General features: G+C 49.9%; 20 protein-coding genes. 6 read left to right on the plus strand and 14 right to left on the minus strand.

Features of this window, described 5'->3' with window-relative positions; all coding sequences use genetic code 11:
* Positions 1–21: 21 nt before the first annotated feature.
* Together dusC and ABC502_RS03825 are read left to right on the plus strand one after the other, a co-directional pair.
* Entirely contained in the window at positions 22–966 is a 945-nt protein-coding gene (dusC, locus tag ABC502_RS03820; protein ID WP_345914924.1) for a tRNA dihydrouridine(16) synthase DusC, read from the plus strand.
* A 123-nt stretch (positions 967–1089) separates the two neighbouring features.
* A complete protein-coding gene (locus tag ABC502_RS03825) occupies positions 1090–1344 on the plus strand; it encodes a type II toxin-antitoxin system ParD family antitoxin (RefSeq protein WP_345914925.1) in 255 nt (84 codons plus the stop codon).
* 14 nt (positions 1345–1358) lie between these two features.
* On the opposite strand, the gene ABC502_RS03830 is transcribed toward ABC502_RS03825, so the two are convergent.
* From ABC502_RS03830 to ABC502_RS03845, 4 genes are all read right to left on the minus strand, one after another.
* Entirely contained in the window at positions 1359–2093 is a 735-nt protein-coding gene (locus ABC502_RS03830; protein ID WP_345914926.1) for a transposase, read from the minus strand.
* 443 nt (positions 2094–2536) lie between these two features.
* Positions 2537–3064 (minus strand): hypothetical protein, encoded by a 528-nt coding sequence (locus ABC502_RS03835; protein WP_345914927.1) that lies wholly within the window; start codon positions 3062–3064, stop codon positions 2537–2539.
* 53 nt (positions 3065–3117) lie between these two features.
* Complete coding sequence (locus ABC502_RS03840) at positions 3118–3609, minus strand: hypothetical protein (RefSeq protein WP_345914928.1); 492 nt, start codon at positions 3607–3609, stop codon at positions 3118–3120.
* Positions 3610–3612: 3 nt separating this feature from the next.
* Entirely contained in the window at positions 3613–5283 is a 1671-nt protein-coding gene (locus ABC502_RS03845) for an RHS repeat-associated core domain-containing protein (RefSeq protein ID WP_345914929.1), read from the minus strand.
* 217 nt (positions 5284–5500) lie between these two features.
* On the opposite strand from ABC502_RS03845, the gene ABC502_RS03850 reads away from it, so the two are divergent.
* A complete protein-coding gene (locus tag ABC502_RS03850) occupies positions 5501–7939 on the plus strand; it encodes a hypothetical protein (RefSeq protein WP_345914930.1) in 2439 nt (812 codons plus the stop codon).
* A gap of 181 nt (positions 7940–8120) precedes the next feature.
* A complete protein-coding gene (suhB, locus tag ABC502_RS03855) occupies positions 8121–8924 on the plus strand; it encodes an inositol-1-monophosphatase (RefSeq protein WP_345914931.1) in 804 nt (267 codons plus the stop codon).
* A gap of 68 nt (positions 8925–8992) precedes the next feature.
* Here suhB and ABC502_RS03860 read toward each other — a convergent pair whose 3' ends face one another.
* The 6 genes from ABC502_RS03860 to queA form a co-directional block, all read right to left on the minus strand.
* A complete protein-coding gene (locus ABC502_RS03860; protein WP_345914932.1) occupies positions 8993–9355 on the minus strand; it encodes a rhodanese-like domain-containing protein in 363 nt (120 codons plus the stop codon).
* Between the two features lie 57 nt (positions 9356–9412).
* A complete protein-coding gene (gene secF / locus ABC502_RS03865; RefSeq protein ID WP_330086832.1) occupies positions 9413–10357 on the minus strand; it encodes a protein translocase subunit SecF in 945 nt (314 codons plus the stop codon).
* Positions 10358–10367: 10 nt separating this feature from the next.
* The gene (secD, locus tag ABC502_RS03870; protein ID WP_330086613.1) at positions 10368–12215 is read right to left on the minus strand and encodes a protein translocase subunit SecD; all 1848 of its coding nucleotides are present in this window, start codon (positions 12213–12215) and stop codon (positions 10368–10370) included.
* A 33-nt stretch (positions 12216–12248) separates the two neighbouring features.
* Positions 12249–12584, minus strand: a complete 336-nt coding sequence (yajC, locus tag ABC502_RS03875) for a preprotein translocase subunit YajC (RefSeq protein WP_091343433.1) — start codon at positions 12582–12584, stop codon at positions 12249–12251.
* Positions 12585–12608: 24 nt separating this feature from the next.
* On the minus strand, positions 12609–13724 hold the full coding sequence (gene tgt, locus ABC502_RS03880) for a tRNA guanosine(34) transglycosylase Tgt (RefSeq protein ID WP_345914933.1): 1116 nt from the start codon (positions 13722–13724) through the stop codon (positions 12609–12611).
* A gap of 101 nt (positions 13725–13825) precedes the next feature.
* Complete coding sequence (gene queA, locus ABC502_RS03885) at positions 13826–14860, minus strand: tRNA preQ1(34) S-adenosylmethionine ribosyltransferase-isomerase QueA (protein WP_345914934.1); 1035 nt, start codon at positions 14858–14860, stop codon at positions 13826–13828.
* A gap of 121 nt (positions 14861–14981) precedes the next feature.
* On the opposite strand from queA, the gene ABC502_RS03890 reads away from it, so the two are divergent.
* Positions 14982–15767 (plus strand): transporter substrate-binding domain-containing protein, encoded by a 786-nt coding sequence (locus tag ABC502_RS03890; protein ID WP_330086610.1) that lies wholly within the window; start codon positions 14982–14984, stop codon positions 15765–15767.
* Here ABC502_RS03890 and ABC502_RS03895 read toward each other — a convergent pair.
* The gene (locus ABC502_RS03895; protein WP_345914935.1) at positions 15754–16668 is read right to left on the minus strand and encodes a hydrogen peroxide-inducible genes activator; all 915 of its coding nucleotides are present in this window, start codon (positions 16666–16668) and stop codon (positions 15754–15756) included. The genes ABC502_RS03890 and ABC502_RS03895 overlap by 14 nt on opposite strands.
* Before the next feature lie 375 nt (positions 16669–17043).
* Here ABC502_RS03895 and ABC502_RS03900 point away from each other — a divergent pair, with 375 nt between their 5' ends.
* Positions 17044–19311, plus strand: coding sequence for a S8 family serine peptidase (locus tag ABC502_RS03900; protein WP_330086608.1), 2268 nt, complete (start codon positions 17044–17046; stop codon positions 19309–19311).
* Positions 19312–19384: 73 nt separating this feature from the next.
* On the opposite strand, the gene ABC502_RS03905 is transcribed toward ABC502_RS03900, so the two are convergent.
* The 3 genes from ABC502_RS03905 to pstB all read right to left on the minus strand — a co-directional run bounded on the left by ABC502_RS03905 (position 19385) and on the right by pstB (position 22753).
* On the minus strand, positions 19385–21136 hold the full coding sequence (locus ABC502_RS03905) for a Na/Pi cotransporter family protein (protein ID WP_330086607.1): 1752 nt from the start codon (positions 21134–21136) through the stop codon (positions 19385–19387).
* 140 nt (positions 21137–21276) lie between these two features.
* Complete coding sequence (gene phoU / locus ABC502_RS03910; RefSeq protein WP_345914936.1) at positions 21277–21987, minus strand: phosphate signaling complex protein PhoU; 711 nt, start codon at positions 21985–21987, stop codon at positions 21277–21279.
* Between the two features lie 10 nt (positions 21988–21997).
* Complete coding sequence (pstB, locus tag ABC502_RS03915) at positions 21998–22753, minus strand: phosphate ABC transporter ATP-binding protein PstB (RefSeq protein WP_330086605.1); 756 nt, start codon at positions 22751–22753, stop codon at positions 21998–22000.
* Positions 22754–22757: the final 4 nt, after the last annotated feature.

Here is a 22757-nt window from a genome sequence, read left to right on the forward strand (position 1 = left end):
ACTTCCCAAACTGAGCCTGTGATGCAGATTGTGTTGGCGCCGATGGAAGGCGTTGTTGATCATCTGATGCGCGATATGCTAACCCAGATTGGCGGCTTTGATCTGTGCATCAACGAATTTGTTCGGGTGGTTGATCAGCGCTTGCCGGCGCGGGTATTCCACCGGCTTTGCCCCGAACTGGCGCAGGGCGGCAAAACACCAGCCGGTGTACCGGTGCGGGTGCAACTTCTGGGGCAAGAGCCACACTGGCTGGCCGAGAATGCTGCCAGGGCAGTACAGCTGGGTTCACCCGGTATTGATTTGAATTTTGGCTGCCCGGCCAAAGCGGTGAATAAAAGCCGCGGTGGTGCCGTGCTGTTAAAAGAAACCGAGCAGCTGTACCAGATCGTCAAGGCGGTACGCCAGGCTGTTCCCGCTGAGTACCCGGTCAGTGCCAAAATCCGGCTGGGTTACGACGACACAGCCCTGACACTGGACAATGCCAGCGCCATCGAAGCCGCTGGTGCTTCGGTGCTGACCGTGCATGCCCGCACCAAAAGCGATGGCTACAAACCACCGGCTTACTGGCCCTGGATAGGCCGTATCCGACAACGCATCGCCATACCGGTCATTGCCAATGGCGAAATCTGGACACCCGACCAGGCCAGGCAATGCCAACAGGAGGCCGCTACGCAGGATATTATGCTGGGCCGAGGCGCTCTGGCGCTACCCAATCTGGCACAATGCATCCGCAGTGGCCAAGCCGCCATGCCCTGGCCAGAGGTGCTGCAGTTACTAATGCGGTACTCAGAATTTGAAGTGATCGGCGATAAAGGCAAATACTACAGTAACCGCATCAAACAATGGTTCAGCTACTTAAAGCTACAGTATCCAGAGGCAGCAGAGTTATTTAGCCAACTGCGGCTGCTCAAACGCAATGAGGAGATCCTGCGACTGCTGCAACACCAGCTGAGTTTATACCGCTAACTTACAGGCCACGGCACATAGCAATTCACTACTGCCACCCAGCAACTATAATTAACGCAGAGCACTTCTAATATGCGCATAATACATGCATAATATGCGTATTAAATGAATTAAGGTATCATTATGAATATTACCCTTGGCCCCGAATTTGAAAAACGGATCAATGAAAAAGTGGCTTCAGGTCTGTATACCTCCGCTAGCGAGGTAATCAGAGATGGCCTGCGCCTGTTGTTTGAAAAGGATATGTCCAAACAACAGCAGTTGGAAATCCTGAAGCAAGAGGTCGCTAAAGGTTTCCAGCAACTCTCGACAGGAACAACCTCTGACCGAAACGCACTGGATATATTTTCGCAAGTTAACAAGGATATGAATGGCTAACCAATCAAGGGCAATCAAGGGGTCAGAGTTGTTGAAACTTCAAGTTTTGTCTTTTTAAAGGTTTCGGACTTCCTATCACCACCATGAGTACTTATTGTTATGCGTTGGCCCAGTTGCTGCTCGATCTGCTGCTTGAAGCGCCCTTCACCTAATACCCAGGATTTTTGCAAAGCATCCCTGATCTCCTTGAGTGAATACTCTGGAATATGGTGCTTGAATAATGACTGATAAGCCGTCTTTCTTGTCTCACCATCCTGACCTAAGGACAGATAGGCTGGGTGCGCTGTTAATAGCTCAATGGTCCGACTCAAGGCATTATGCTGATAGCTCGACCATGGGTATGCTGCCGGATGCTCCGTCATCCCAGCACGCACGGGATTAAGTTCAATATACCGACTGACCAGCAAAAAATAATGTTCACTATCCACCAATGACGATTTGTAGCGACCCTCCCACAAAGTGCCACTTCGTCCGTGAGTCGAATTTACATAACGAACATAGTAACGGCCTAACGACTGCATCAACTTGCTAATACCGCTGGCTGTTTCAGGCGTCATCGGTAGATGCACATGGTTCGTCATTAATACATAGGCATGCACCGCCACCTTGTACTGGCGACTGTATTCTTTCAGTTTATCCAGGTAAACCGTATAATCCTGCTCCATAAAAAAGCAAACCTGTCGATTATTACCACGCTGCACCACATGCTGCGGTATATCAGGAAGATTTAATCTTGGACGGCGTGCCATAGCCTACACCTATCGTAAAATAGTCAAAACGAATTATGAGCATAGATTATTTTGAAGATTCAACAACTCTGACCCCTTGATTGCTGCCAATTGCCACTGTCCGGGTCCTGCATGCTCCTTTTAAAGCATGGGGTGTTATGTGGCTATTATATGCTGGATTAGCAGCCACCATCTTCCGGCAGGGAAAAAGCAGCGTTCATACTGAATGCCGCCTTCCCCTGCCTGAAAAACAGAAAACGAGGTTGTAAAAGAGCAAAGCAGTAAAAAGCTGGCTAAAACTGCCTACTTTTTACTGCTGGCAACCAGAATTTGCTTAAAAACAAAGCAAAAACTGGCCGCTTAAACCGGTCATCCGTATGCGAACGGTATGAACGGGACACCTAAACTACAGCTGGACTGCTGGTTTTTTTCAACAGAACAGCTGCCAAAAACTCCAGGCTACTCTACTTGGACACCTGGACGGGACAATTGCTGCGCGCTGATATGATAGACTCGATACCTTTTTTCATATCACGTAGCTTTATTATTTTTGACTCTAGAGCATTCTTTTCATGTAGAAGATAATCCGAATACCAAGAAAAATTTTCAAAAAACACTCTTGAATAGTAAAGATCGAGATAGCGCCCCTCATCAGACAGTTTATTAATACAATAAAAAACATCATCTTTAACAGATAGGGAGTCATTGTAATTCTCTGCAATAACCCCCCACAATTTCACATAAACATCGTAATCAACAGGCGAGCTAGAGAAGCAGTAATTGAATGAAACACTCATAAACCCTGCCTCTTCGTTATTAAAGAACACAGGGTAGAAGACGTTATACATCTCTTCATTATAATGAGCTAAAAGATAATTATGCAGGACCACATACTTCCCACGACCACTTTTCATCTCATCAGAATCAATAAGCATTCCAAATTTCTCAACCTCCCCAGAAGATACAGCTTCATGAATTTTATCAAATCCCATAGAAACACAGGCCACCGAATAAAAAAAGGTAAAAGCAAGGAACACCCTAGATATCATTCAAGAAACCTCTCAATCAAATAAATTCTAGAATTAACTTCATCCAATAACATTTTTGGGTCATAAGAGCAGCCATGATGTATAATCTGATTATTCACATATTCAATAAAAAGCTCAACATCGCCCCTATCAATTATAAAATCAACACAATTTTTACTCAAGCCACCAAATTCAAATTTATCTTTATAGCCAATCTTACTCATAAAGAAAAGTATATTATCTCTATGGCCATATTGACAAACGGCATTAGAAAATTCCGACACATATTCATACCCACCTCCGCTTCTCTCATATGCCATTAAAACATCAGAGTCATACTTGACCGGCAAAGATAAATAGTAAATCACAGCAGGAACTCCATCAAACAGATCAGGTTTCCCATTTTTGACACTAAGAGTCACATCTTTATAACCACCAGCATCAACTATATCAAACGATGCCGAATGAAAAAGAAGTGCGACTGCAACATATGGTACTATTACAGACATAAATCACCCTCCGCATGCAGATACAATAGCATTATTATTTGAACACCAGGCTTGCGTCATGCCTTCAATCCCTACAGACATAACCGCGCTTGGGATAGGAGCCATAATTCTCCAACCAGCGCCCTGAATAATTGCGTGTTTAGGAACATTACCTCCGGAGGGCACTTTTACTCTGGGTTTATTTAAGTTGGTTACAGGTGTTGTCATTGTTCTACATGTATCAATCATAGCCTGACATGACAAAAGCACTGCATTTTCACCATAAACAGCCTCTAAAAATGCAAAGTCAACGTGCCACCCGACAACGTCAAGAGTGTGAGGATCTAGCAATAAATCATTATCCATATATCTAGGTACCATGCCAGCATCCAGGGTTTGAAACTCTTGTTTAACCGGGTTCCAAACCCTACTCCTCTTCCTAGATCCAGCTCGTGCCGCCTGATTCATCAAATACTGCATAGCAGCCGTTTGAGCCCCATTGGCAAACTTGCCACCAGCAACCACAGAAGCTGTGCCTCCTATCATAGCGGATACCACAGTGCCGTACATCACTTCGCTTGCGGATAACTCCGAGCCACCAGGCAGGAAAGCTCCGCCCAATCCTTTGGTTACCCCAGCGCTAAAGAACCCATGCCCAAACTTACCGCCTTGCAGGCTGGCCGCCACACCACCCACCATCGCATGGGCGGTGATTTGCCCGGCCACTTGCCCTGCTGTTAGCATATTGCCCCCAAAGTTGATGCTGCCAGAAGCATTTAATTCGTAATAACTCCCTATCGCGGAAAATGCCCAGGCACTGGCTCCGGCAATGGCTGCGCTTTTAAACGCTGCCGAGCTGGATGCGCCCATGGCGCGATTAAACTCATAGTTCCAGGCCGCTGCGCCCCAAGCACCGCCATAGAACATCGATACTGCAGAGCCCACAAAGTTCACTACATCGGCACCAAAGACCTTCACGGCACCACGAATTAGCCCTCGGCCAACTTTTTTGAGCGGGTTGTGAAAATACCCACTAGGATCGGTATAACTAAGCGGATTATTCAGCACATAACTGTAGCGGTTAAAGTTCTGGCTGTTGGATGGCGACTGCACGAACGGGTCAGCCTGTAAGAACCGGCCGATGTGTGCATCATAAATCCGCCCGCCCATCTGCACAATACCGGCATGGTCCACCTGCTGATGGCCGGTAAAGCCCTGGTGGGTTATTGCCAGTAGGGTGGACAGGTTCAGTGCGATGGATTGCCCTGAGCTGGTAAACACTGCCCTTCTTTTCCCGAATGCATCAAAACTCAGCTTTTCAATCAACTGCCCGATGGCATTGGTGATGACATCGACACTGCCTAGATGGTCGGTGTAGACGTATCGGGTGGTGATGCTGTCACCGCTGCGCTCAACAATGGCATTGCCCAGGTTTCTGCGATAACGCCGTGCACCGCCTTCGATAATCAGCTCCACCCCACCTTGCTGAATGATGGTGCTGGTGGTGCCCTGCTCGGTGCTGTGGCGCCGTACCTGATTGCGACTGCCATCGTAGGTAAAGCGGGTTTCGCCGGCGCTGCGACCACTGGCGGCCTCGGCGCCCTCACTTCGAATGTAACTCGCCTTACCGATGGCGTTGTAGTTGATTTGACGCACCAGGCTGCCGTTGTTGTACTGATGCGTCTGGTTGCCCATGGCGTCGAAGCAATAGCTATTTCTCCCTCTGACGCTATAACTCACAGGCAAGGGTGGTCGCTGTAAACGATACAGCTCCTTAGCACCATCTTACCAACCCCAAAAACACCAAACCTACAATAAAAAAACAAAAATCCAACCAGGTGAAAATTGTTGCTTTATTGTTCACTTGGTAATAAATTAGCCATGCATAATTACACTGATAAAGGGAAGTCTTATGGGAAGTTTTTTGCGCATTGGTCGGGCATGCTTGCTGATGCTATCTACCGTAATTTTAGTTGCTTGCGGCGGCTCTGATTCTGGGTCGACCTCACCACCTCAGGTAAAAACACAGCCAGATCCATTCAGCTTTACTGCCCAATCAGATGTAGAGCCGGGTACAATGATCACCTCAAACAGTATTACTGTCTCTGGTATCAATACCGCCACAACTATCAGTATTCAAAATGGTGAATACTCAATTAACAATGCTGACTTTACCTCCAATTCAGCAACAGTGAATAACGCTGCACAAATCCGGGTACGGCATCAGGCATCTGGTCAGTTTGCAACCAGCCAAAGCACTACTTTGGTTATTGGCGGTGTGAGCGCTAACTTTGTTACCACGACTCGTAGCCAGTCTCCTCCAGTTGGAAATGACACCCCACCTGAGGCGACCGTCATTTTTCCCTGGAGTCAGTCCAAAACATCTGCAGGAGTTATTACTGTTCGTGGTACTGCCACCAGCCGGAATGGTATTAGCCAACTTAATGTAAACGGTATTCCTGCATCCATCCAAAATCCAGCAGTGCTGGCTCAGCGTGTAAGCAGCAAAAGCGTTAGTACTCAAAGTGATGATGTTGATGGTGCAGAAACCTACGACTGGACGGCAGAGATTCAAATAGAAGCTTACACGGATGTGGAGCTGGTAGTCTCTGTCAGTGATTTATCCGGTAATCAGGATGATGAAGCAGCTAAAGTGCGAACCAATACTCAACAAGCTCCGCGCTACATTGCTTACGATGCTGTCAATCAACGTTATATTGGTATGATGGACAACCGTGATGTAGTTGCAATTGATGCAGCGGATCTTAGTGTCGAGGTGATTAGAACGGTAGGAGAAGTCTCTCAATTTGTGTTGGCACCCGATGGTTCACGGTTATTCTACAGCCGCTTTATGAATGATACTCTGTTTCTGATTGAGCTGGATCTTAACAATGGTGAAATCGGCCCTATTGTTAGCTATCAGCCGCAACTAACTGAGGGCACAATGATCACCCATGTGCGTACTCAGATCAATTTCAACAACCAAATTGCTTATATCTCACTGGGTCTCAGCGAGCCCAATACAGATTTCTTTACCGACAAACTGTATCGAGTAGACATGCAAGCTGAGACCATTTATTTGCTGTCTAGAAGTCAGGTTGATGATCTTCTTTTCCTGCCGCTTAGTGAAATCATTTGGCATAATAATAGCCTAATGGGGTTATCCATCAATGGTCTCTTGATTGAAGTTGAACCCGTAACCGGTGATCGCAATCAAATTTTTTCCCTGTCGAACTCACCATTCAAACTAGCGGCTGGCGCAACGGATAATGAGCTCTTCATCGCTGGGTTTACTAATATTTCCAAACTCACACTTTTGGAGCGTGAAGTAACCATCATTTCGGAAGAAAGCCCATCTTCGCAGTTTCCCACCTCCCAGATTTCCGACGTGGTTCTGCAGGACAGCGCAACTTTGCTGGTTGCGGATTCCAGCTTTGAAGTAGTACTGAAGGTTGATACCAGTAGTGGAGAACGTTCATCGCTGTTAAGTTCTGGCATTGGCTCTGGCAGAGGTTTGCTATCACCACAGTTTATGACTCTTGCCAACACTGCCGATACTCTCTACGTTCTGGACGATGGCCAAAATGCAGCCGAGTCGCTATTTGCAATAGACCTGAGTACTGGCAACAGAACACAACTGATTGAAATCGATCGGGAGTTCAATACCTACCCCAGCGGGCTTTTCTACAATGCCACTAATGATACGCTATTAGTTGGCCTAAGCGATGCCATTTGGTCTGTCTCCTTGAGCGATAACAGTAAAACGGTCATCAGTGATGCTGAAACAGGCGCAGGGAGCCCTATTGCCCCATTGAATGGTGGAGATTTCGATACAGTAACGCAAACACTGTACATGGCCCAAGCCCCATTAGAAAACGCTATTTTGCAAATTGATGCTATCAGCGGTGATCGAAGTTTACTGCAGTTTGATGGCAGCGCAGGACCAGCAGGCATCATTACCGGCCTCAATGCTATTGCCTTGGATGCAGGCGCCAATCAGCTGTACCTTGCAAGCCAGAGTCAAAGCAGCATTTATCGGCTGGATCTGGAAACTCTGGAAACGGTGTTACTACTGGATAGCTGTGAAAATAGCATCGGGCAGAATGTGCTTGATATTGATACATCAGGCATATCCAAGATCAATTTCGACGCGACAGCCAATCGGCTATTGATTCTGGCCAGCCAAATCGCCAGCTACGATTTCGTCACCGGCCAATGTCAAATTGTTGGACACAGCTCTGAGTATTTCAACGCACTGCCGCTGGACAATGGTACATTCTTAACCCTTGGTCAGGCTGCACTAAAACAACTTGATCCAGTAACACAAAAGCAAGTGATCTTGTCGAAATAACTGCCTGCCAGGCTGGCTAGTTTAGCCAGCCTGGCTTTTTTAAAGCCATTAGCGTTGAGCATTACCTGCTACGAGCTACAACCGCGCCGAAAACCCCTTTACTTTACCAGCCAAGTCGCTACAATAGCGGCCGCACTTTTGTGTAAGTTTTAACCGCTCTTTTTCCAATAAGGTAATCGCTATGCATCCGATGTTGAACATCGCCATCCGTGCTGCCCGCAGTGCTGGAACACTTATCGCCCGCTCTTGTGAGCAACTGGATATTGTCAAATCGACGGAGAAATCCAGCAACGACTTTGTCACCAACATCGACCGTGAAGCCGAGCAACTGATTGTGCAAACCTTGCGCAAATCCTTCCCAGGCCACAGTGTGGTTGGTGAAGAGCTGGGCGTGCAGGGACCGGCAGACAGCGATCACCAATGGATCATCGACCCACTCGATGGCACTTCCAATTTTATCCGCGGCATCCCGCATGTAGCGATTTCCATTGCGTTAAAAGTTCAGGGTAAGCTTGAACAGGCCGTGATCTACGATCCGCTGCGTGACGAGCTCTTTACGGCTTCCCGTGGCCGTGGCGCCCAGCTCAATGGCCGCCGTATTCGGGTTGGCAACCGGCCAGAACTGACTGGTGCACTGCTTGGCACTGGCTTCCCGTTCAAGCAAAAGCAATTGCTGCCGGTATACAGCAGTGTGTTTAACAGCCTGTTTCCGCTGGTCGCTGATATGCGCCGCGCTGGCTCGGCCGCTTTGGATTTGGCCTATGTCGCCGCAGGCCGTTTAGACGGTTTCTGGGAAATTGGTTTAAAACCATGGGACATCGCCGCCGGTGAGCTGATTGTGCGCGAAGCAGGTGGCATGGTGACTGATTTTGCCGGCGGCAACAACCAACTGAAAAGTGGTAATGTAGTCGCTGCCAGCCCGAAAGTGCTGCAGGGTATGCTAAAAACCATGCGGCCACACCTGACCGAAGATTTGATGCGCTAAGCAAGGTTTACTACCAAACCCGGCCTGGCCGGGTTTTTTATTGGCCACTGTTTTACGGCTGCATTTTTTTACGGTAGCTCAACAGGCAACCCTTGTTCTTTCCAGGCACGGTAACCACCGGCCAGGCTAAATACCTGCTGGTACCCCATCTGTTGCAGCGCCTGCGCTGCTAATGCCGAGCGGTAACCGCCACCGCAATACAAAATAATCACCTGCTGCTTATCTTGCACGGTTTGCTCAATATCCCGTTCGATAATGCCTTTGCCAAGATGCATGGCCCCAGGCAAATGCCCTTGCTGCCATTCGTGATCTTCCCGGGTGTCTATCAACACATAGGGGGTAGTGCGCTGTTGCAGGCTCGCAATGTCCATTTCCTTGATAACGGCTTTGGCGGCGTTGACCAATGCGAGAAAAGCTGGGGAGTGCTGCATAACAAGCTCCATAAAAAATGCCAGTCAGAAGACTGGCATTGTGGAAGGTTCGGCCTTTTATAGCAAGGGCTCGGTATTTTCGCCTTCTTTTTCTACCGGTGGTGGCATCAGATCTTCACGGCTAATGCCCAGCAACAACGACATGGAGCTGGCAATATAAACCGACGAATAAGTTCCGATAATCACGCCGAATAACAAGGCGGTAGCAAAACCATGGATCAAGGCACCGCCTTTGAAAAACAGTACCAGCAAAACCAGAATAGTCGTTAAAGAGGTAATGATGGTACGACTCATGGTTCCGGTCAGGGATTCGTTCACCACCTCGACCGGCTCGCTGTCGCGGATACGGCGAAAGCCTTCACGGATCCGATCACAGACTACAATGGTATCGTTCAGCGAGTAGCCAATCACGGCGAGTACTGCGGCCAGCACGGTCAAGTCAAACTCCAGGCCGAATAACGCAAAAAGGCCAAGGGTAATAATCACATCGTGTGCCAAAGCAACCACGGCACCTAACGCAAAGCGCCACTCAAAGCGAAAAGCGACATAGATCAGAATGCAAATCAGGGCTGCCAGGGTAGCAAGGCCACCCTGCTCTTTTAGCTCAGCACCCACACTTGGACCGACAAACTCAATTCGGCGCATATCTACGCTACCGCTTTCGTTGTCGGCCAGTAAGCTCAGAACCTGCTCGCCCAACGTTACCTGCTCGATATCATCGCGTGGACCAATGCGGATCAAGACTTCACGGCTGGAACCAAAGTACTGTACCACTGCGTCCGGGTAACCGGCTTCAGCCAGCACAGAGCGCACTGCAGACAAGTCTGCATCTCGCTCGTAACCTACTTCGATCACGGTACCACCGGTGAAGTCCAGCCCCCAGTTCATGCCCTTGGTGGCCATAATGCCAAGTGAAGCAATGATCAAAATACCGGATAAAATCAGGGCCGGCATTTTCAACTTCATAAAGTTGATGGTGTTGTTAAAGTTAATTGCGATCATCATGGCCCCCTTAAATTGGCAACTTCTGCAGGCGACGTCCGCCCCAGATCATGTTGACCAGCAAACGTGTACCGACAATGGCGGTAAACATCGAGGTGACGATACCGATCATCAGCGTCACGGCAAAGCCTTTGATTGGGCCGGTACCTACCCCGAACAGAATCAAAGCAGCAATCAAGGTAGTGACGTTGGCATCGGCGATGGTAGAAAGCGCTCTGTCGTAGCCATGATGAATGGCCTGCTGCACACTGCGGCCATCGCGCAATTCTTCGCGTATCCGCTCAAAAATCAACACATTGGCATCGACCGCCATACCTACGGTAAGCACAATACCTGCCATGCCCGGCAGAGTTAGCGTTGCCCCCGGGATCATCGACATCACACCAACGATCAACACCAGGTTGGCGACCAAAGCAGCATTGGCAACCAGGCCGAAGGCTTTGTAATACAGCACCATAAATACCAGCACGGCTGCCAGACCCAACATAATGGCGGTTTGGCCCAGTTCAATATTTTCCAGGCCCAGGCTTGGACCTATGGTACGCTCTTCAATGATTTGTGTTGGTGCCAGCAAAGCACCAGCCCGCAACAGCAAAGCCAGATTGTGCGCTTCACCCGGATTAGCAATACCGGTGATGCGGAAGCTGCGGCCCAGTCGCGCCTGAATGGTAGCCACGTTGATCACTTCCTCTACTTTTTCCAGTACAGGGTTGCCATCCGGGCCAATTTCTTCAGTTGGCTTGTATTCAATAAAGACGGTCGCCATGCCGCGACCTATCGCATCACGGGTGGCCTGGGAGAACATATTGCCGCCTTGGGCATCCAGTGAAATATTGACCTGCGGCCGGCCGTACTCATCAAAGCTGGAGTTAGCGCCGGTAATACGATCACCGGTGAGCATGATCCGGCGTTGCAACACAACCGGACGACCATCCCGATCATAGTACAGCTCTGCACTTGGAGGAATGCGCCCGGCCAATGCATCATTCAGGTCAACATTCTCATCCACCAGCCGGAATTCCAGCGTGGCAGTAGCCCCCAAGATCTCTTTCGCACGAGCGGTATCCTGCACACCAGGCAATTGCACGATGATGCGCTCGCCCTGCCGCTGTACCAGCGGCTCGGCTACCCCAATTTCATTCACCCGATTGCGGATGATGGTGATGTTCTGTTGCAGTGCATAATCACGGATTTCAGCAATTTTACTGTCACTCATCCGCACTTGCAGACTGAATTCCACAGGGCCAGCGCTCACTTCCAAATCGCGGTCCTGGCTAATCAGACGACGGGCAGCCGCTAAATCCTCAGCATTACGCAGCTGCACCAGCACAGTGCCGGTATCGGTATCGGCCTGAACATTGCCAAAGCGAATACGGGCTTCACGCATATCGGTACGGAAAATCTGCGCTAAATCGTTCAGCTGTTTGTCAATGGCCGCCTGCATGTCGATGGCCATTAAAAAATGCACACCGCCGCGTAAATCCAGACCCAGATTCATCGGGCTGGCGCCAATGGCTCTAAGCCAGGCTGGCGTGGTAGGTGCCATATTCAGTGCAGTAACGTAGCTATTGCCAAGACTGCGACTGACCAGCTCACGGGCACGCAATTGATCTTCCGTATTGAAGAAGCGAGCCAGTAGCTGGCCATCCTGCAACGCGATATCTTTCAGTGCAATATTTTCTTCTTCAAAACGCTGTTGCAACAACACCAAACTGCCTTGCTGCACCTCGCCACCACGGGTGGCGCTCACTTGAATGGCGGGATCTTCCGGGTATAAGTTCGGCAGGGCATACAAGGTGCCGACCAACAGCACCAAGACGACCAACAGATAACGCCATACTGGGTTATGATTTAACACTCAACTGTCCTTTTGCATCGATTGCAGTTCAGATTACAGCGATTTCAGGGTGCCCTTTGGCAATACTGCCGACACAGACGCTTTTTGTACCGTGACTTCGGTGCTGTCATTCAGTGCCAGCACGATAAAGTCTTTTTCTTCGGAGATTTTGCTGATACGGCCAACCAGGCCGCCCTGAGTCAGCACCTCGTCCCCTTTCCCCAATGCACCCATCAGATTCTTATGTTCTTTCACCCGTTTGGCTTGTGGCCGGTAGATCAGAAAATAAAAAATCAAACCAAAGGCCAATAACATGATGACCAGTTCCATACCACCGCCACCTTGTGCACTGCCACCTGTCGCATGTGCATTTGCAATAAACAGACTCATAACTATCCCCTTAAATAAACGTAATCAATCAAGCGCTGGTACATCCATACCTCGGGCGGCATAGAAGTCAGCAACAAATTGGTTCAAAGTACCAGTGGCAATGGCTTCACGCAATCCCTGCATTAACTTCTGGTAAAAATGCAGATTATGGATGGTGTTCAGACGAGCGCCCTGAATTTCATTGCAACGATCCAGATGATGTAGATAGGCTCTGGAATAATTTTTACAAGTGTAGCAATCACAATTTTTATCCAAAGGCGCCGTATCGGCCTTGTGCTTGGCATTGCGAATTTTTACCACACCATCACTAACAAACAAATGACCATTGCGGGCATTGCGGGTTGGCATCACGCAATCGAACATATCGATGCCACGGCGCACCGCTTCAACAATATCTTCCGGCTTACCCACGCCCATCAAGTAACGCGGCTTGTGCGCCGGCATTTGATCGGTGGTGTGGTTTAAAATGTTGATCATGTCTTCTTTGGGCTCACCCACCGATAAACCACCAATGGCGTAGCCATCAAAACCGATGTCTTCCAGACCTTGCAAAGAGACATCCCGCAGCCCGGGGTACATACCACCCTGAATGATACCAAACAAGGCCGAGGGGTTCTCACCATGGGCTGCTTTACTGCGGGCTGCCCAGCGCAACGACAATTCCATCGATTTTTTGGCTTGCTGCTCAGTGGCTGGATACGGCGTGCATTCGTCGAAAATCATCACAATATCAGAGCCCAGAGCCTGTTGCACTTCCATCGAGCGCTCCGGTGTCAGCATGATTTTCTCGCCATTCAGAGGTGAGCGAAACAGCACCCCTTCTTCAGTAATTTTGCGCAATTCTCCCAGGCTAAATACCTGAAAACCGCCTGAATCCGTCAGTATGGGTTTGTGCCAGTGCATAAAATCATGCAAGTCGCCATGCAGCTTGATAATATCGGTACCAGGGCGAAGCATTAGGTGGAAGGTGTTACCAAGACAAATTTGCGCCCCGGTTTGTTCCAGTTCTTCCGGTGTCATGCCCTTAACGGTGCCATAGGTGCCCACCGGCATAAAAGCAGGCGTATCGACCACGCCCCGCTCAAACATCATCTGACCTCGACGGGCCTTGCCGTCAGTCGCTAACAATTCAAATTTCACAGCTTACCTCGTACACCGGAAAAACAGTCCGGCTTTGCCGGCGCTATCATACCCTGTCCGGCAGCAAAATGCGATGCAAGGCATCCTGCCTTGGCCGCGTTTTAGCTAATAAACATGGCATCGCCATAGGAATAAAAACGGTATTGCTGCTGCACTGCCGTCCGGTATGCATGCATCACATAGTCTCGTGTGCTAAAGGCCGATACCAGCATAATCAAGGTCGACTCAGGCAAGTGGAAGTTGGTGATCAGGGCATCCACCAGCTGAAATTGATAACCAGGGTAAATAAAGATCTGGGTATCCCCCTGAAAGGGTGCCAATGGCTGCTGCTGGCTTAAAGCATGCTGCGCCGTACTCTCCAGCGCCCGCACCGAGGTAGTCCCTACCGCGATCACTTTATTACCACGTGCTTTGCAGGCCTGCACCGCATCAATCACACTTTGCTCAACCTCAATGTACTCTGCATGCATCTGATGCTTGCTGACATCCTCTACCCGTACCGGCTGAAAGGTACCGGCCCCAACATGCAAGGTAATAAAAGCAAACTCAACGCCTTTGGCTGCCAGTGTATCCAGTAGAGGCTGGTCAAAGTGCAAACCGGCGGTTGGTGCGGCCACAGCCCCGGGTTTCTGGTGATAAACGGTTTGATAGCGTGCTTTGTCTTCCTCGCTGTCAGGCCGATCAATATAGGGTGGCAGCGGCATATGGCCCAGCCGCTCTAGCATGGTAAGCACCTTGTCAGTGCCGTGTAGTTCCAGCTCAAACAACTCGCCCTGGCGCTGTACCATGGTCACTTTGGCATCGTTTTCCAAAATCAGTTCAGTGCCTGGTTTGGGCGATTTACTGGCCCGGACATGCGCCAGAAAACGTTGCTCATCCAAAATTCGCTCAACCAAAACTTCGACCTTGCCGCCAGAGGCTTTTTGACCAAACAGCCGGGCCGGAATCACCTTGGTGTTGTTAAAGACCAACAGATCACCAGGCTTCAACTGTTCAGCGATATCGCGAAACACCCGATGTGTTAAGGTGCCGTTCTGCCGATCCATACACAGCAAACGGCTGGCAGAGCGCTCGGCCTGCGGATAACGGGCAATCAGCTCATCCGGCAGTTCAAAATGAAAATCAGATACCTGCATAGAACCTCCAGGCCCTCTATGAAAACTAAGGCGGCTAGTCTAATAACAGCCTGTGCTTTGAACAAGAAAAATCCGCCCCGGTATCGCTTGAAAAGGTCTACACTTGGGTAGGGAGGCACCGATGATGACTCAATTCCGCCTGATCTTGCATCTGTTGCTACTGCTAAGTTGCCTTAGCCATCTTCGTGCCGGGGAACTGGCTGCTCCAGAGCCAGGCTTGCAGCAAGCAAAGATCCTGATCGCCACTGATCTTTGGGCTGGTTTCACCGAGCCTGATGGTCGGGGGGCTTACCAGCATTTGTTGGTGCTTATTTTTCCCCATCACACTGAGCTGGCATTTCACTACACCAGTTACAGCAGGGCGGTTGCTATGGTAGAGCAGCAACAAGCGGATATGGTGATTGGAGTTGGCCGTAACGATAGCAGGCAAGTCCTGTTGTCTGATTGGCCTTTTGATGTGGATCAGATAGCCATGCTGTATCTTGCAGGACAGTTGCAACTGGATGAAAGCAGCCAGTTAAGTCAGCTGCAACTGGCTACTCAGCGTGGCTACAATTACAATCTGGTGCTCAATATCGACACTGTCAGTTATGAAGTAAACAGCATTCAAACTGGCGTCAGCATGGTAAAAAATCGGCGGGTGGATGCTTTTCTGGTAGAAAAAACGGAGTTAAAAAACAAGCTCAGTGCAGAGGATTTAGCCGGGCTGGAGCTGCGTTTTTTGAAGGGGGAACCAATTTTTATGGGCTTTGCCGACAATACCAGGGGACTGGAGCTTAAACGCTGGTGGGATCAGCAGTATCAACAGCTGTACCTCAACGGTCAACTGGAGCTACTGTACCTGCAATACCCGGACTTTATCTTACCCGAGCTGGCACTGAAGCCAGCCCGCACTAACGAACCGTAACTTTCTTCTGCAATACCTGCCGAATTAATTCGGCCAGTAAGCGGTAACTATGCAGCTTGCTGGAGGTTGCCCGCCAGGCTACGCCGATATCACGGCTGGCCAGTCCTGCTGCCGGGCGCTGACATACCAGTTCAGTTCCTTGCAGTAAGCCGGCATTGATCGCCAGCTGCGGCATAAAGGTCACCCCTAATTTGTTATTTACCATCTGAGTTAACGTATGCAGACTGGTGGCAAAAAACGGGTTCACTTTGCGGTTATCTTCCAGTTCGCAGGCTTTGACGGCATGGCCAGTCAAACAGTGCTCCCGCTCGAGGAGAAAAATACTTTCATCCGGCCATTGGCTGATGTCCTGTTCGAAACCTGCCGCTTGCCAATCGCGGTGCAACACCAGTTGAAAAGGATCCTGCGCCAGTACTTCGGTATGAAAAGCTCCGGTTTCGTAGGGCAATGCCAACAGCACCATATCCAGACGGCCTTCGGCCAGTGCATGCAAGGAATTATCGCTGGTATCTTCCCGCAATAATAACTGCAACTCGGGAAATTGCTGGCGGCACTCAGCCATAATATCGCTGAGCACAAAAGGAGCAATGGTCGGAATACAGCCAAGCCGGAATGGGCCAGACATCGGCTTGCCCTGGCTTTGTGCAAACAAACTAAGCTCTTCACATTGTTCAATGATACCTCGGGCCTGGCGCACAATATCTTCACCCAGGGGGGTAAAAATAAAGGTTTTGTGATCCCGCTCCAGCAGTTGCGCATTGAGGGTTTCTTCCATATTGGCAATGGCAGCACTCAAGGTTGACTGACCAATAAAGCAGGCTTCTGCTGCCCGCCCAAAATGCTGATGTTCATGCAATGCTAACAGATACTGCATTTGCTTGATGCTGGGTAACCGCTTCATGTTACTCCCCTCTGGTTTTCAGCCTGATTATATCAGGATGCTCACTGAACGCACGGCATTTAACCCCCGCACCCCAGCAACAATTATACCTTATAAAGGAACTAGAGTAAGCCTTTTAGGTTATCACTCACCCTAACAACGCAGCTAAAATTCCCCTTTAATGAAACAAACCATTACAGCTGTGAATTAATAATTGAACACAAGCACGCATTGTTATAAGTTAATTAGGTAACACTATTAAAGGTTAATGTGCTGATTCAGCCTAACCCTTATGTTCCCTTGGATGTCGCTTCACTTTGAGTCTGTCCTGCCGTCTGCTTCTCATTGAAGGTGCTACAAACACAATGATAATAATCACCTCAGGAGGGTGAACTTATGCCTAAATCAACAACTACTTTTGTCAACCCTAAAAGCAGCTTGCTTGCGCTGGCGGTGTCCGCCGCGCTGGCAGCACCGCTTGCGGTGCAGGCCGTTGACAATGAGCCAAGCAGTGATCGTTTCATCATTCACTACAAGTCTGAGCATTTGTCCCAACAAAATGTCGCCCTGCGCCCAGGTCAAAGCCATCAGCAAGCCGCCTTGCAAGTCTCCGCCAACGCGCTCGAACGGCTTGGAGGAAAAACCAAACTGATTCTTGGCCCACAGCGGGCAATTGCCGCTGAACTGCCACCTGCTGTTTTGAAACGCTTGCAAGCGGATCCATCCATTGAGTTGATCGAGCCAGATTTGGTGCGTTATCCGATGGCACAACAGATCCCATATGGTTACACCATGGTGCAGGCCGATCAGGTCTCCGATCAATTTGCCAGCAATCAGACCGTCTGTGTTATCGACTCTGGCCTGGATCTCCCCCATGAAGATTTCCTCAGCAGCAATATCACCGGCACCAATGATCCGGGCACCGGTAACTGGTTTGAAGCCGGAGGCCCACACGGCACCCATGTTGCAGGTACTATTGCAGCACTGAACAACGATGTTGGTATTGTGGGTGTGCTTCCCAATGGCGAAGTTAAACTGCATATCGTTAAAGTCTTTAACGCCGGTGGCTGGGGCTACTCATCATCTCTGGTCAACGCTATCAATGTTTGTGCCGATAATGGCTCCACTGTGGTTAATATGAGCTTAGGGGGTGCAGGATCCAGTGTCGCTGAGCGTAATGCACTGCAAAGTATTTATGATAATGGCGTTTTATTGGTTGCTGCTGCAGGCAATGCCGGTAATACCTCTTTGTCTTACCCGGCTTCGTACGACTCGGTCATTTCCGTAGCAGCCGTCGATGACACCAAAACCCTGGCCAGTTTTTCACAGCGCAATGCGCAGGTTGAACTGGCAGGCCCTGGTGTGGATGTACGCTCTACCTATCCGGAAGGGACCGGCATGGAATCCATGCTGTCGGTCAATGGTGTTGCTTTTAATCCAAACCCTATCGACAACGCAGGTTCTGGCAGCATCACGGCTGAGATCGCCAGTTGCGGTCTGGGCTTAACCACCTGCGATGATATGGTTGGCAAGGTTTGTCTGATTGCACGTGGCGAAGTCTCTTTTGCACAAAAAGTAGAGTCTTGCCAGGATGGTGGTGGTGTAGCCGCCATTATCTACAACAATGAGCCGGGCAACTTCAGCGGAACTCTGGGTGATAATCCAACCACGACCATTCCTGCTGTGAGCTTATCGCAGGAAGAAGGCACCACGCTACTTGGTCAATTGGGTGATGATGCCAACCTGATCTCTGGTGCCAGCAATTATGGCCTGATGAGTGGCACCTCGATGGCATCGCCTCATGTCGCCGGGGTTGCGGCACTGGTGTGGAGTCACTTCCCACAATGCAGCAATGCCGAAATCCGCGCGGCGCTGGCTGCCTCTGCTGAGGATTTAGGAGCCCCAGGCCGTGACAACTCCTACGGCTGGGGTCTGGTACAGGCCAAAGACGCTGTTGACTATCTGGCCACCCATGGCTGTGAAGGTGCTGACGAGCCGGATGATCCGGTGGATCCAGATCCGGAGCCAGGTACCGAGCTGGAAAATGGTGTTCCAGTGACCGGTCTTGCCGGTGCCAGCGGTGAACAACTGTCCTTTACCATGCAACTGCCTGCCGATGCCAGCGACTTATCCTTTGTGATGTCAGGCGGTACTGGTGATGCCGATTTGTATGTCAAATTCGGATCAGAGCCAACCCTAAGCGACTACGATTGCCGGCCATTCCGCTTTGGCAACGAAGAACGTTGTGATTTTGCCACACCGCAAGAAGGCACCTGGCATGTGATGATCAATGGCTATACCGCCTTTAGTGGTGTCAGCCTGGTGGGTAGCTTCACAGCCCCGGATGAACCGGATGTACCGGATGCCGGTGGCTATGTTGTGAACGACATCAGCATCGACCGCCGGACCTGGGATTACTACAGTGTGGATGTACCCGCCGGAGCCAGCAGCCTGGTGGTAGAAATTTCCGGTGGCCGTGGTGATGCCGATCTGCATGTGCGTTATGGCGCTGTACCAACAGCAACACAATTCGACTGCAAACCAGGTGTGAATGGCAACAATGAAATCTGCACCTTCAGCAATCCGACCGAAGGCAGCTGGCACATTGGCCTGCATGCATTCCGTGCGGTCAGTGGTATGAAGCTGGAAGTTCGTTACGAGTAAAGTAGCCGTCTTTCTGCAATAAAAAACGCCGCTCATTGAGCGGCGTTTTTGTTTTTGTAACTAACGACCTGAATTACGCCTTGCGTGCCTGGGCCTGGCCATCAATCCGCATCGCTTTTAACCGGCGACCCGATGCCGATTCGTTGACATTGAGCACGTGATCACCGATCCGCTCCAAACGATTCAACATATCGATAAAGATTACACCTGCACGCGGCGCATAATCACCACTTTCCAGCCGGGTGTAATGATTATTACGGTATTCATCACGTAGCCTGTCAATCTTATCTTCCAGCGCAATCGCATCTTTCAGGCTCACACTAGCCGGCTCTTTCGCCACATTATCTTTCATAGCTGAAATAGCATGCTGCAGTGCCGTCATCATCACAGCCATTTCCTTGCTGGCATCTTCCGGCCAGGTGGAGTTGGTTTCCACCATCCGTTCCGACAATTTAGAGACCTGATAATAAATATCCGCAATCCGCTCCATATCGTTGATCATGGTTTGCATAAAGCGAATGCGCTCGGTCATCCAGTGTTCCAGGTTGGTATGCTCACTAACCCGTACCAGATAATCGGAAATTTCCACTTCCAACTGATCGGTGGCATCCTCGTATTTCTGGATTTTTTCCATCAGCTTTTCACGGTTGCTGCCAGGCTCAAACAGCAACTCATTGACCGATTCGTGCATTTTTTCAATCACACCGGCAAATTGCTGAATTTCTTTTTGCGCCTGGGCGACCGACAAGCCCGGTGAGGTCATCACACCGGCACTGATATAACGCAGGTGAAATTCTTCGTCTTCACCACCACGGTCTGGCTGAATGTATTCGACAAAGCGGATTAAATAGGGCACAAAAGCAAACAGCAGCACCACGTTAAGCACGTTAAAGGTGGTATGAAACAAGGAGAGCGCCAGGGTAGCATTGGCACGGGCCTCCTGGCTGCTGTCCATCACCGACACAGCATTGCCGGTAAAATATTGCACCGCTGTATCCATCAGACTGAGCATCGGGAAGATGATTGCCATCATCCAAATCACCCCGACAATATTAAAAAAGAAATGGAAGCGCGCCGCTCGTTTGGCATGCACGTTGCCGACCAAAGCGGCAATATTTGCCGTAACCGTAGTACCGATGTTCTCACCCAAAATCATTGCCGCTGCAATCGGAAAGGAGATCCAGCCTTCAAACAACATCACCAGGGTAATGGCTGTGGCTGCCGAGGACGATTGAGTGAGCAGGGTCAGGATGGCCCCGACCACCACAAACAACAGCAACGACAGATAACCGTAATCGGTAAAAGCATCTAAAAAAGCAAACATCGCCGGGTTGTTGTTGATATCCGGCACCGCGTCTTTAATAAAGTTAAGACCGATAAAGAGGATACCAAAGCCAACCATCGCCTCGGCAATATTGCGAAGCCGGCTGTTGCTGGAGAACAAAAAGGCAAAAAACACCCCGATGACGGCAACCGCGATCGGGGTGATCTGAAACTTAAAGCCAAACAGCGCCACCATCCAGGCAGTAATGGTAGTACCGATATTGGCCCCCATAATGACACCGGTCGATTGCACAAAGGTGAGCAGGCCGGCATTGACAAAACTCACAGCCATCACGGTGGTGGTGGTGGAGGATTGGGTGATGGCGGTGGTGCCAAAACCAGTCAGAACACCGGTGAAACGATTGCGGGTCATGCCGCTTAAGATGCCTTTCAGCCGGTTGCCTGCAATTTTTTGCAAACCTTCGCTGAAAATCTTCATACCAAAAATAAAAATCCCCAGTGAACCGATCAGCTGGAGAAAATCAAACAGTGTATAACTCATGCGTTTTTGCCCTGAATAGCCCAGTGTAATCAGCCTTGGCCGCTCACTACTGGTCATATTTTATGCATTGGTGCAATTAAGGCGGCATTATAGCCCCGATATTTGTGCAATAAAAATGAAATATTTCATCGGAGCGTGGTTTAACTGCGGGCATTGCGTTCCAATTCAGATTCATTGCTGTGCCGCACCACTTTCCCCTTCACCAGATAAATGATGTATTCCGACAGGTTTTTGCACCGATCACCGATACGTTCCAGTGAGCGGGCAGACCAGAGTACATTCATCACTTTGGGGATAGAGCGCGGATCTTCAATCATATAGGTCATCAACTGGCGGGTAATGGCCTCGTATTCACGGTCTACCCGCTTGTCTTCTTTGTAGACGCTAAGCGCAGCTTCGATATCCATCCGCGCAAACGCATCCAGCACATCGTGCAACATTTGCCAGACATGGCGACCCAGGTTGTCCAGGTTCACCAACAGATCCTGCTGCTCGGTGTTAAAAGACTCCAGCGCTACCTTGGCGATGCGGCGGGTTTCATCGCCAATCCGCTCCAGATCGGCAATGGTTTTTAAAATCGTCATCACCAATCGCAGATCACTGGCAGCCGGCTGGCGCTTGGCAATGATACGGGTGCATTCGTGGTCAATTTTCAGCTCCCAGTCATTGACCTGACGATCGTTATCAATCACCCGTTGTGCTTTGTCGCTATCGGCATTGGCGATCGCCTGCAACGCCTGATGCAGCTGTTGCTCCACCAGGCCTCCCATCGCCATCACATGGTTGCGGATTTGCTCAATTTCTTCATTGAACTGACTGGAGATATGACGGGATAAATGCAAAGTATCCAACGGGTGCTCCTTAGCCGAAACGGCCGGTGATGTAATCTTCAGTATGCTGCGACGTAGGCTGGGTAAAGATGGTATGAGTCTCCCCCCACTCCACCAGCCGGCCCTGATTTAAGAATGCCGTGAAATCCGAAATGCGCGCCGCCTGTTGCATGTTGTGCGTAACAATCACCACAGTATAGCTGGCCTTGAGCTCGTAAATCAGTTCTTCGATTTTTAAAGTGGAAATCGGGTCCAGCGCCGAAGCAGGTTCATCCAGCAACAAAACCTCCGGCTGCAAAGCGATCGCTCTGGCGATCACCAGCCGTTGCTGTTGGCCGGTGGATAAGCTTAACGCCGTTTGATGCAATCGCTGCTTCACTTCACTCCAAAGCCCCACCTGCTTTAAAGCCGACTCGACCTGCTCATCCAACCGCCGGTGACTGCGCTCTCCTTGCAGGCGAAGACCAAAAGCAACATTGTCATACACCGATTTAGGAAAAGGGTTGGGTTTTTGAAACACCATCCCAACCCGACAACGTAGCCGGGCCAGATCAGTATCCACCCGGTAAATGCTTTGCCCGTCCAGTTGCACATCCCCTTCGCTGCGACATTCCAGCATCAACTCGTTCATGCGGTTCATCGCGCGCAGCAAACTGGACTTGCCGCAACCAGATGGGCCAATCAGGGCTGTCACCCGGTTGGCCGGGATCTGCAGCGCAATCCTATCCAACACCTGCTGCTGTGAAAACCACAAGGAAAAGTTATCAACCACTAGTTTGCTCTGCATGGTT

Source organism: Alkalimonas sp. NCh-2, assembly GCF_039631345.1.
GTDB classification, from domain to species: domain Bacteria; phylum Pseudomonadota; class Gammaproteobacteria; order Enterobacterales; family Alteromonadaceae; genus Alkalimonas; species Alkalimonas mucilaginosa.

What these genes read in the sequence shown, in the direction of transcription:
- ABC502_RS03850 (WP_345914930.1), top strand. Translation starts at nt 5,501, where the DNA reads ATGGGAAGTTTTTTGCGCATTGGTCGGGCATGCTTGCTGATGCTATCT.
- ABC502_RS03845 (WP_345914929.1), bottom strand. Translation starts at nt 5,283, where the DNA reads ATGGGCAACCAGACGCATCAGTACAACAACGGCAGCCTGGTGCGTCAA.
- dusC (WP_345914924.1), top strand. Translation starts at nt 22, where the DNA reads ATGCAGATTGTGTTGGCGCCGATGGAAGGCGTTGTTGATCATCTGATG.
- ABC502_RS03890 (WP_330086610.1), top strand. Translation starts at nt 14,982, where the DNA reads ATGATGACTCAATTCCGCCTGATCTTGCATCTGTTGCTACTGCTAAGT.
- ABC502_RS03900 (WP_330086608.1), top strand. Translation starts at nt 17,044, where the DNA reads ATGCCTAAATCAACAACTACTTTTGTCAACCCTAAAAGCAGCTTGCTT.
- yajC (WP_091343433.1), bottom strand. Translation starts at nt 12,584, where the DNA reads ATGAGTCTGTTTATTGCAAATGCACATGCGACAGGTGGCAGTGCACAA.
- ABC502_RS03840 (WP_345914928.1), bottom strand. Translation starts at nt 3,609, where the DNA reads ATGTCTGTAATAGTACCATATGTTGCAGTCGCACTTCTTTTTCATTCG.
- queA (WP_345914934.1), bottom strand. Translation starts at nt 14,860, where the DNA reads ATGCAGGTATCTGATTTTCATTTTGAACTGCCGGATGAGCTGATTGCC.
- ABC502_RS03860 (WP_345914932.1), bottom strand. Translation starts at nt 9,355, where the DNA reads ATGCAGCACTCCCCAGCTTTTCTCGCATTGGTCAACGCCGCCAAAGCC.
- secF (WP_330086832.1), bottom strand. Translation starts at nt 10,357, where the DNA reads ATGATCGCAATTAACTTTAACAACACCATCAACTTTATGAAGTTGAAA.
- ABC502_RS03825 (WP_345914925.1), top strand. Translation starts at nt 1,090, where the DNA reads ATGAATATTACCCTTGGCCCCGAATTTGAAAAACGGATCAATGAAAAA.
- ABC502_RS03830 (WP_345914926.1), bottom strand. Translation starts at nt 2,093, where the DNA reads ATGGCACGCCGTCCAAGATTAAATCTTCCTGATATACCGCAGCATGTG.
- pstB (WP_330086605.1), bottom strand. Translation starts at nt 22,753, where the DNA reads ATGCAGAGCAAACTAGTGGTTGATAACTTTTCCTTGTGGTTTTCACAG.
- ABC502_RS03835 (WP_345914927.1), bottom strand. Translation starts at nt 3,064, where the DNA reads ATGGGATTTGATAAAATTCATGAAGCTGTATCTTCTGGGGAGGTTGAG.
- ABC502_RS03895 (WP_345914935.1), bottom strand. Translation starts at nt 16,668, where the DNA reads ATGAAGCGGTTACCCAGCATCAAGCAAATGCAGTATCTGTTAGCATTG.
- ABC502_RS03905 (WP_330086607.1), bottom strand. Translation starts at nt 21,136, where the DNA reads ATGAGTTATACACTGTTTGATTTTCTCCAGCTGATCGGTTCACTGGGG.
- suhB (WP_345914931.1), top strand. Translation starts at nt 8,121, where the DNA reads ATGCATCCGATGTTGAACATCGCCATCCGTGCTGCCCGCAGTGCTGGA.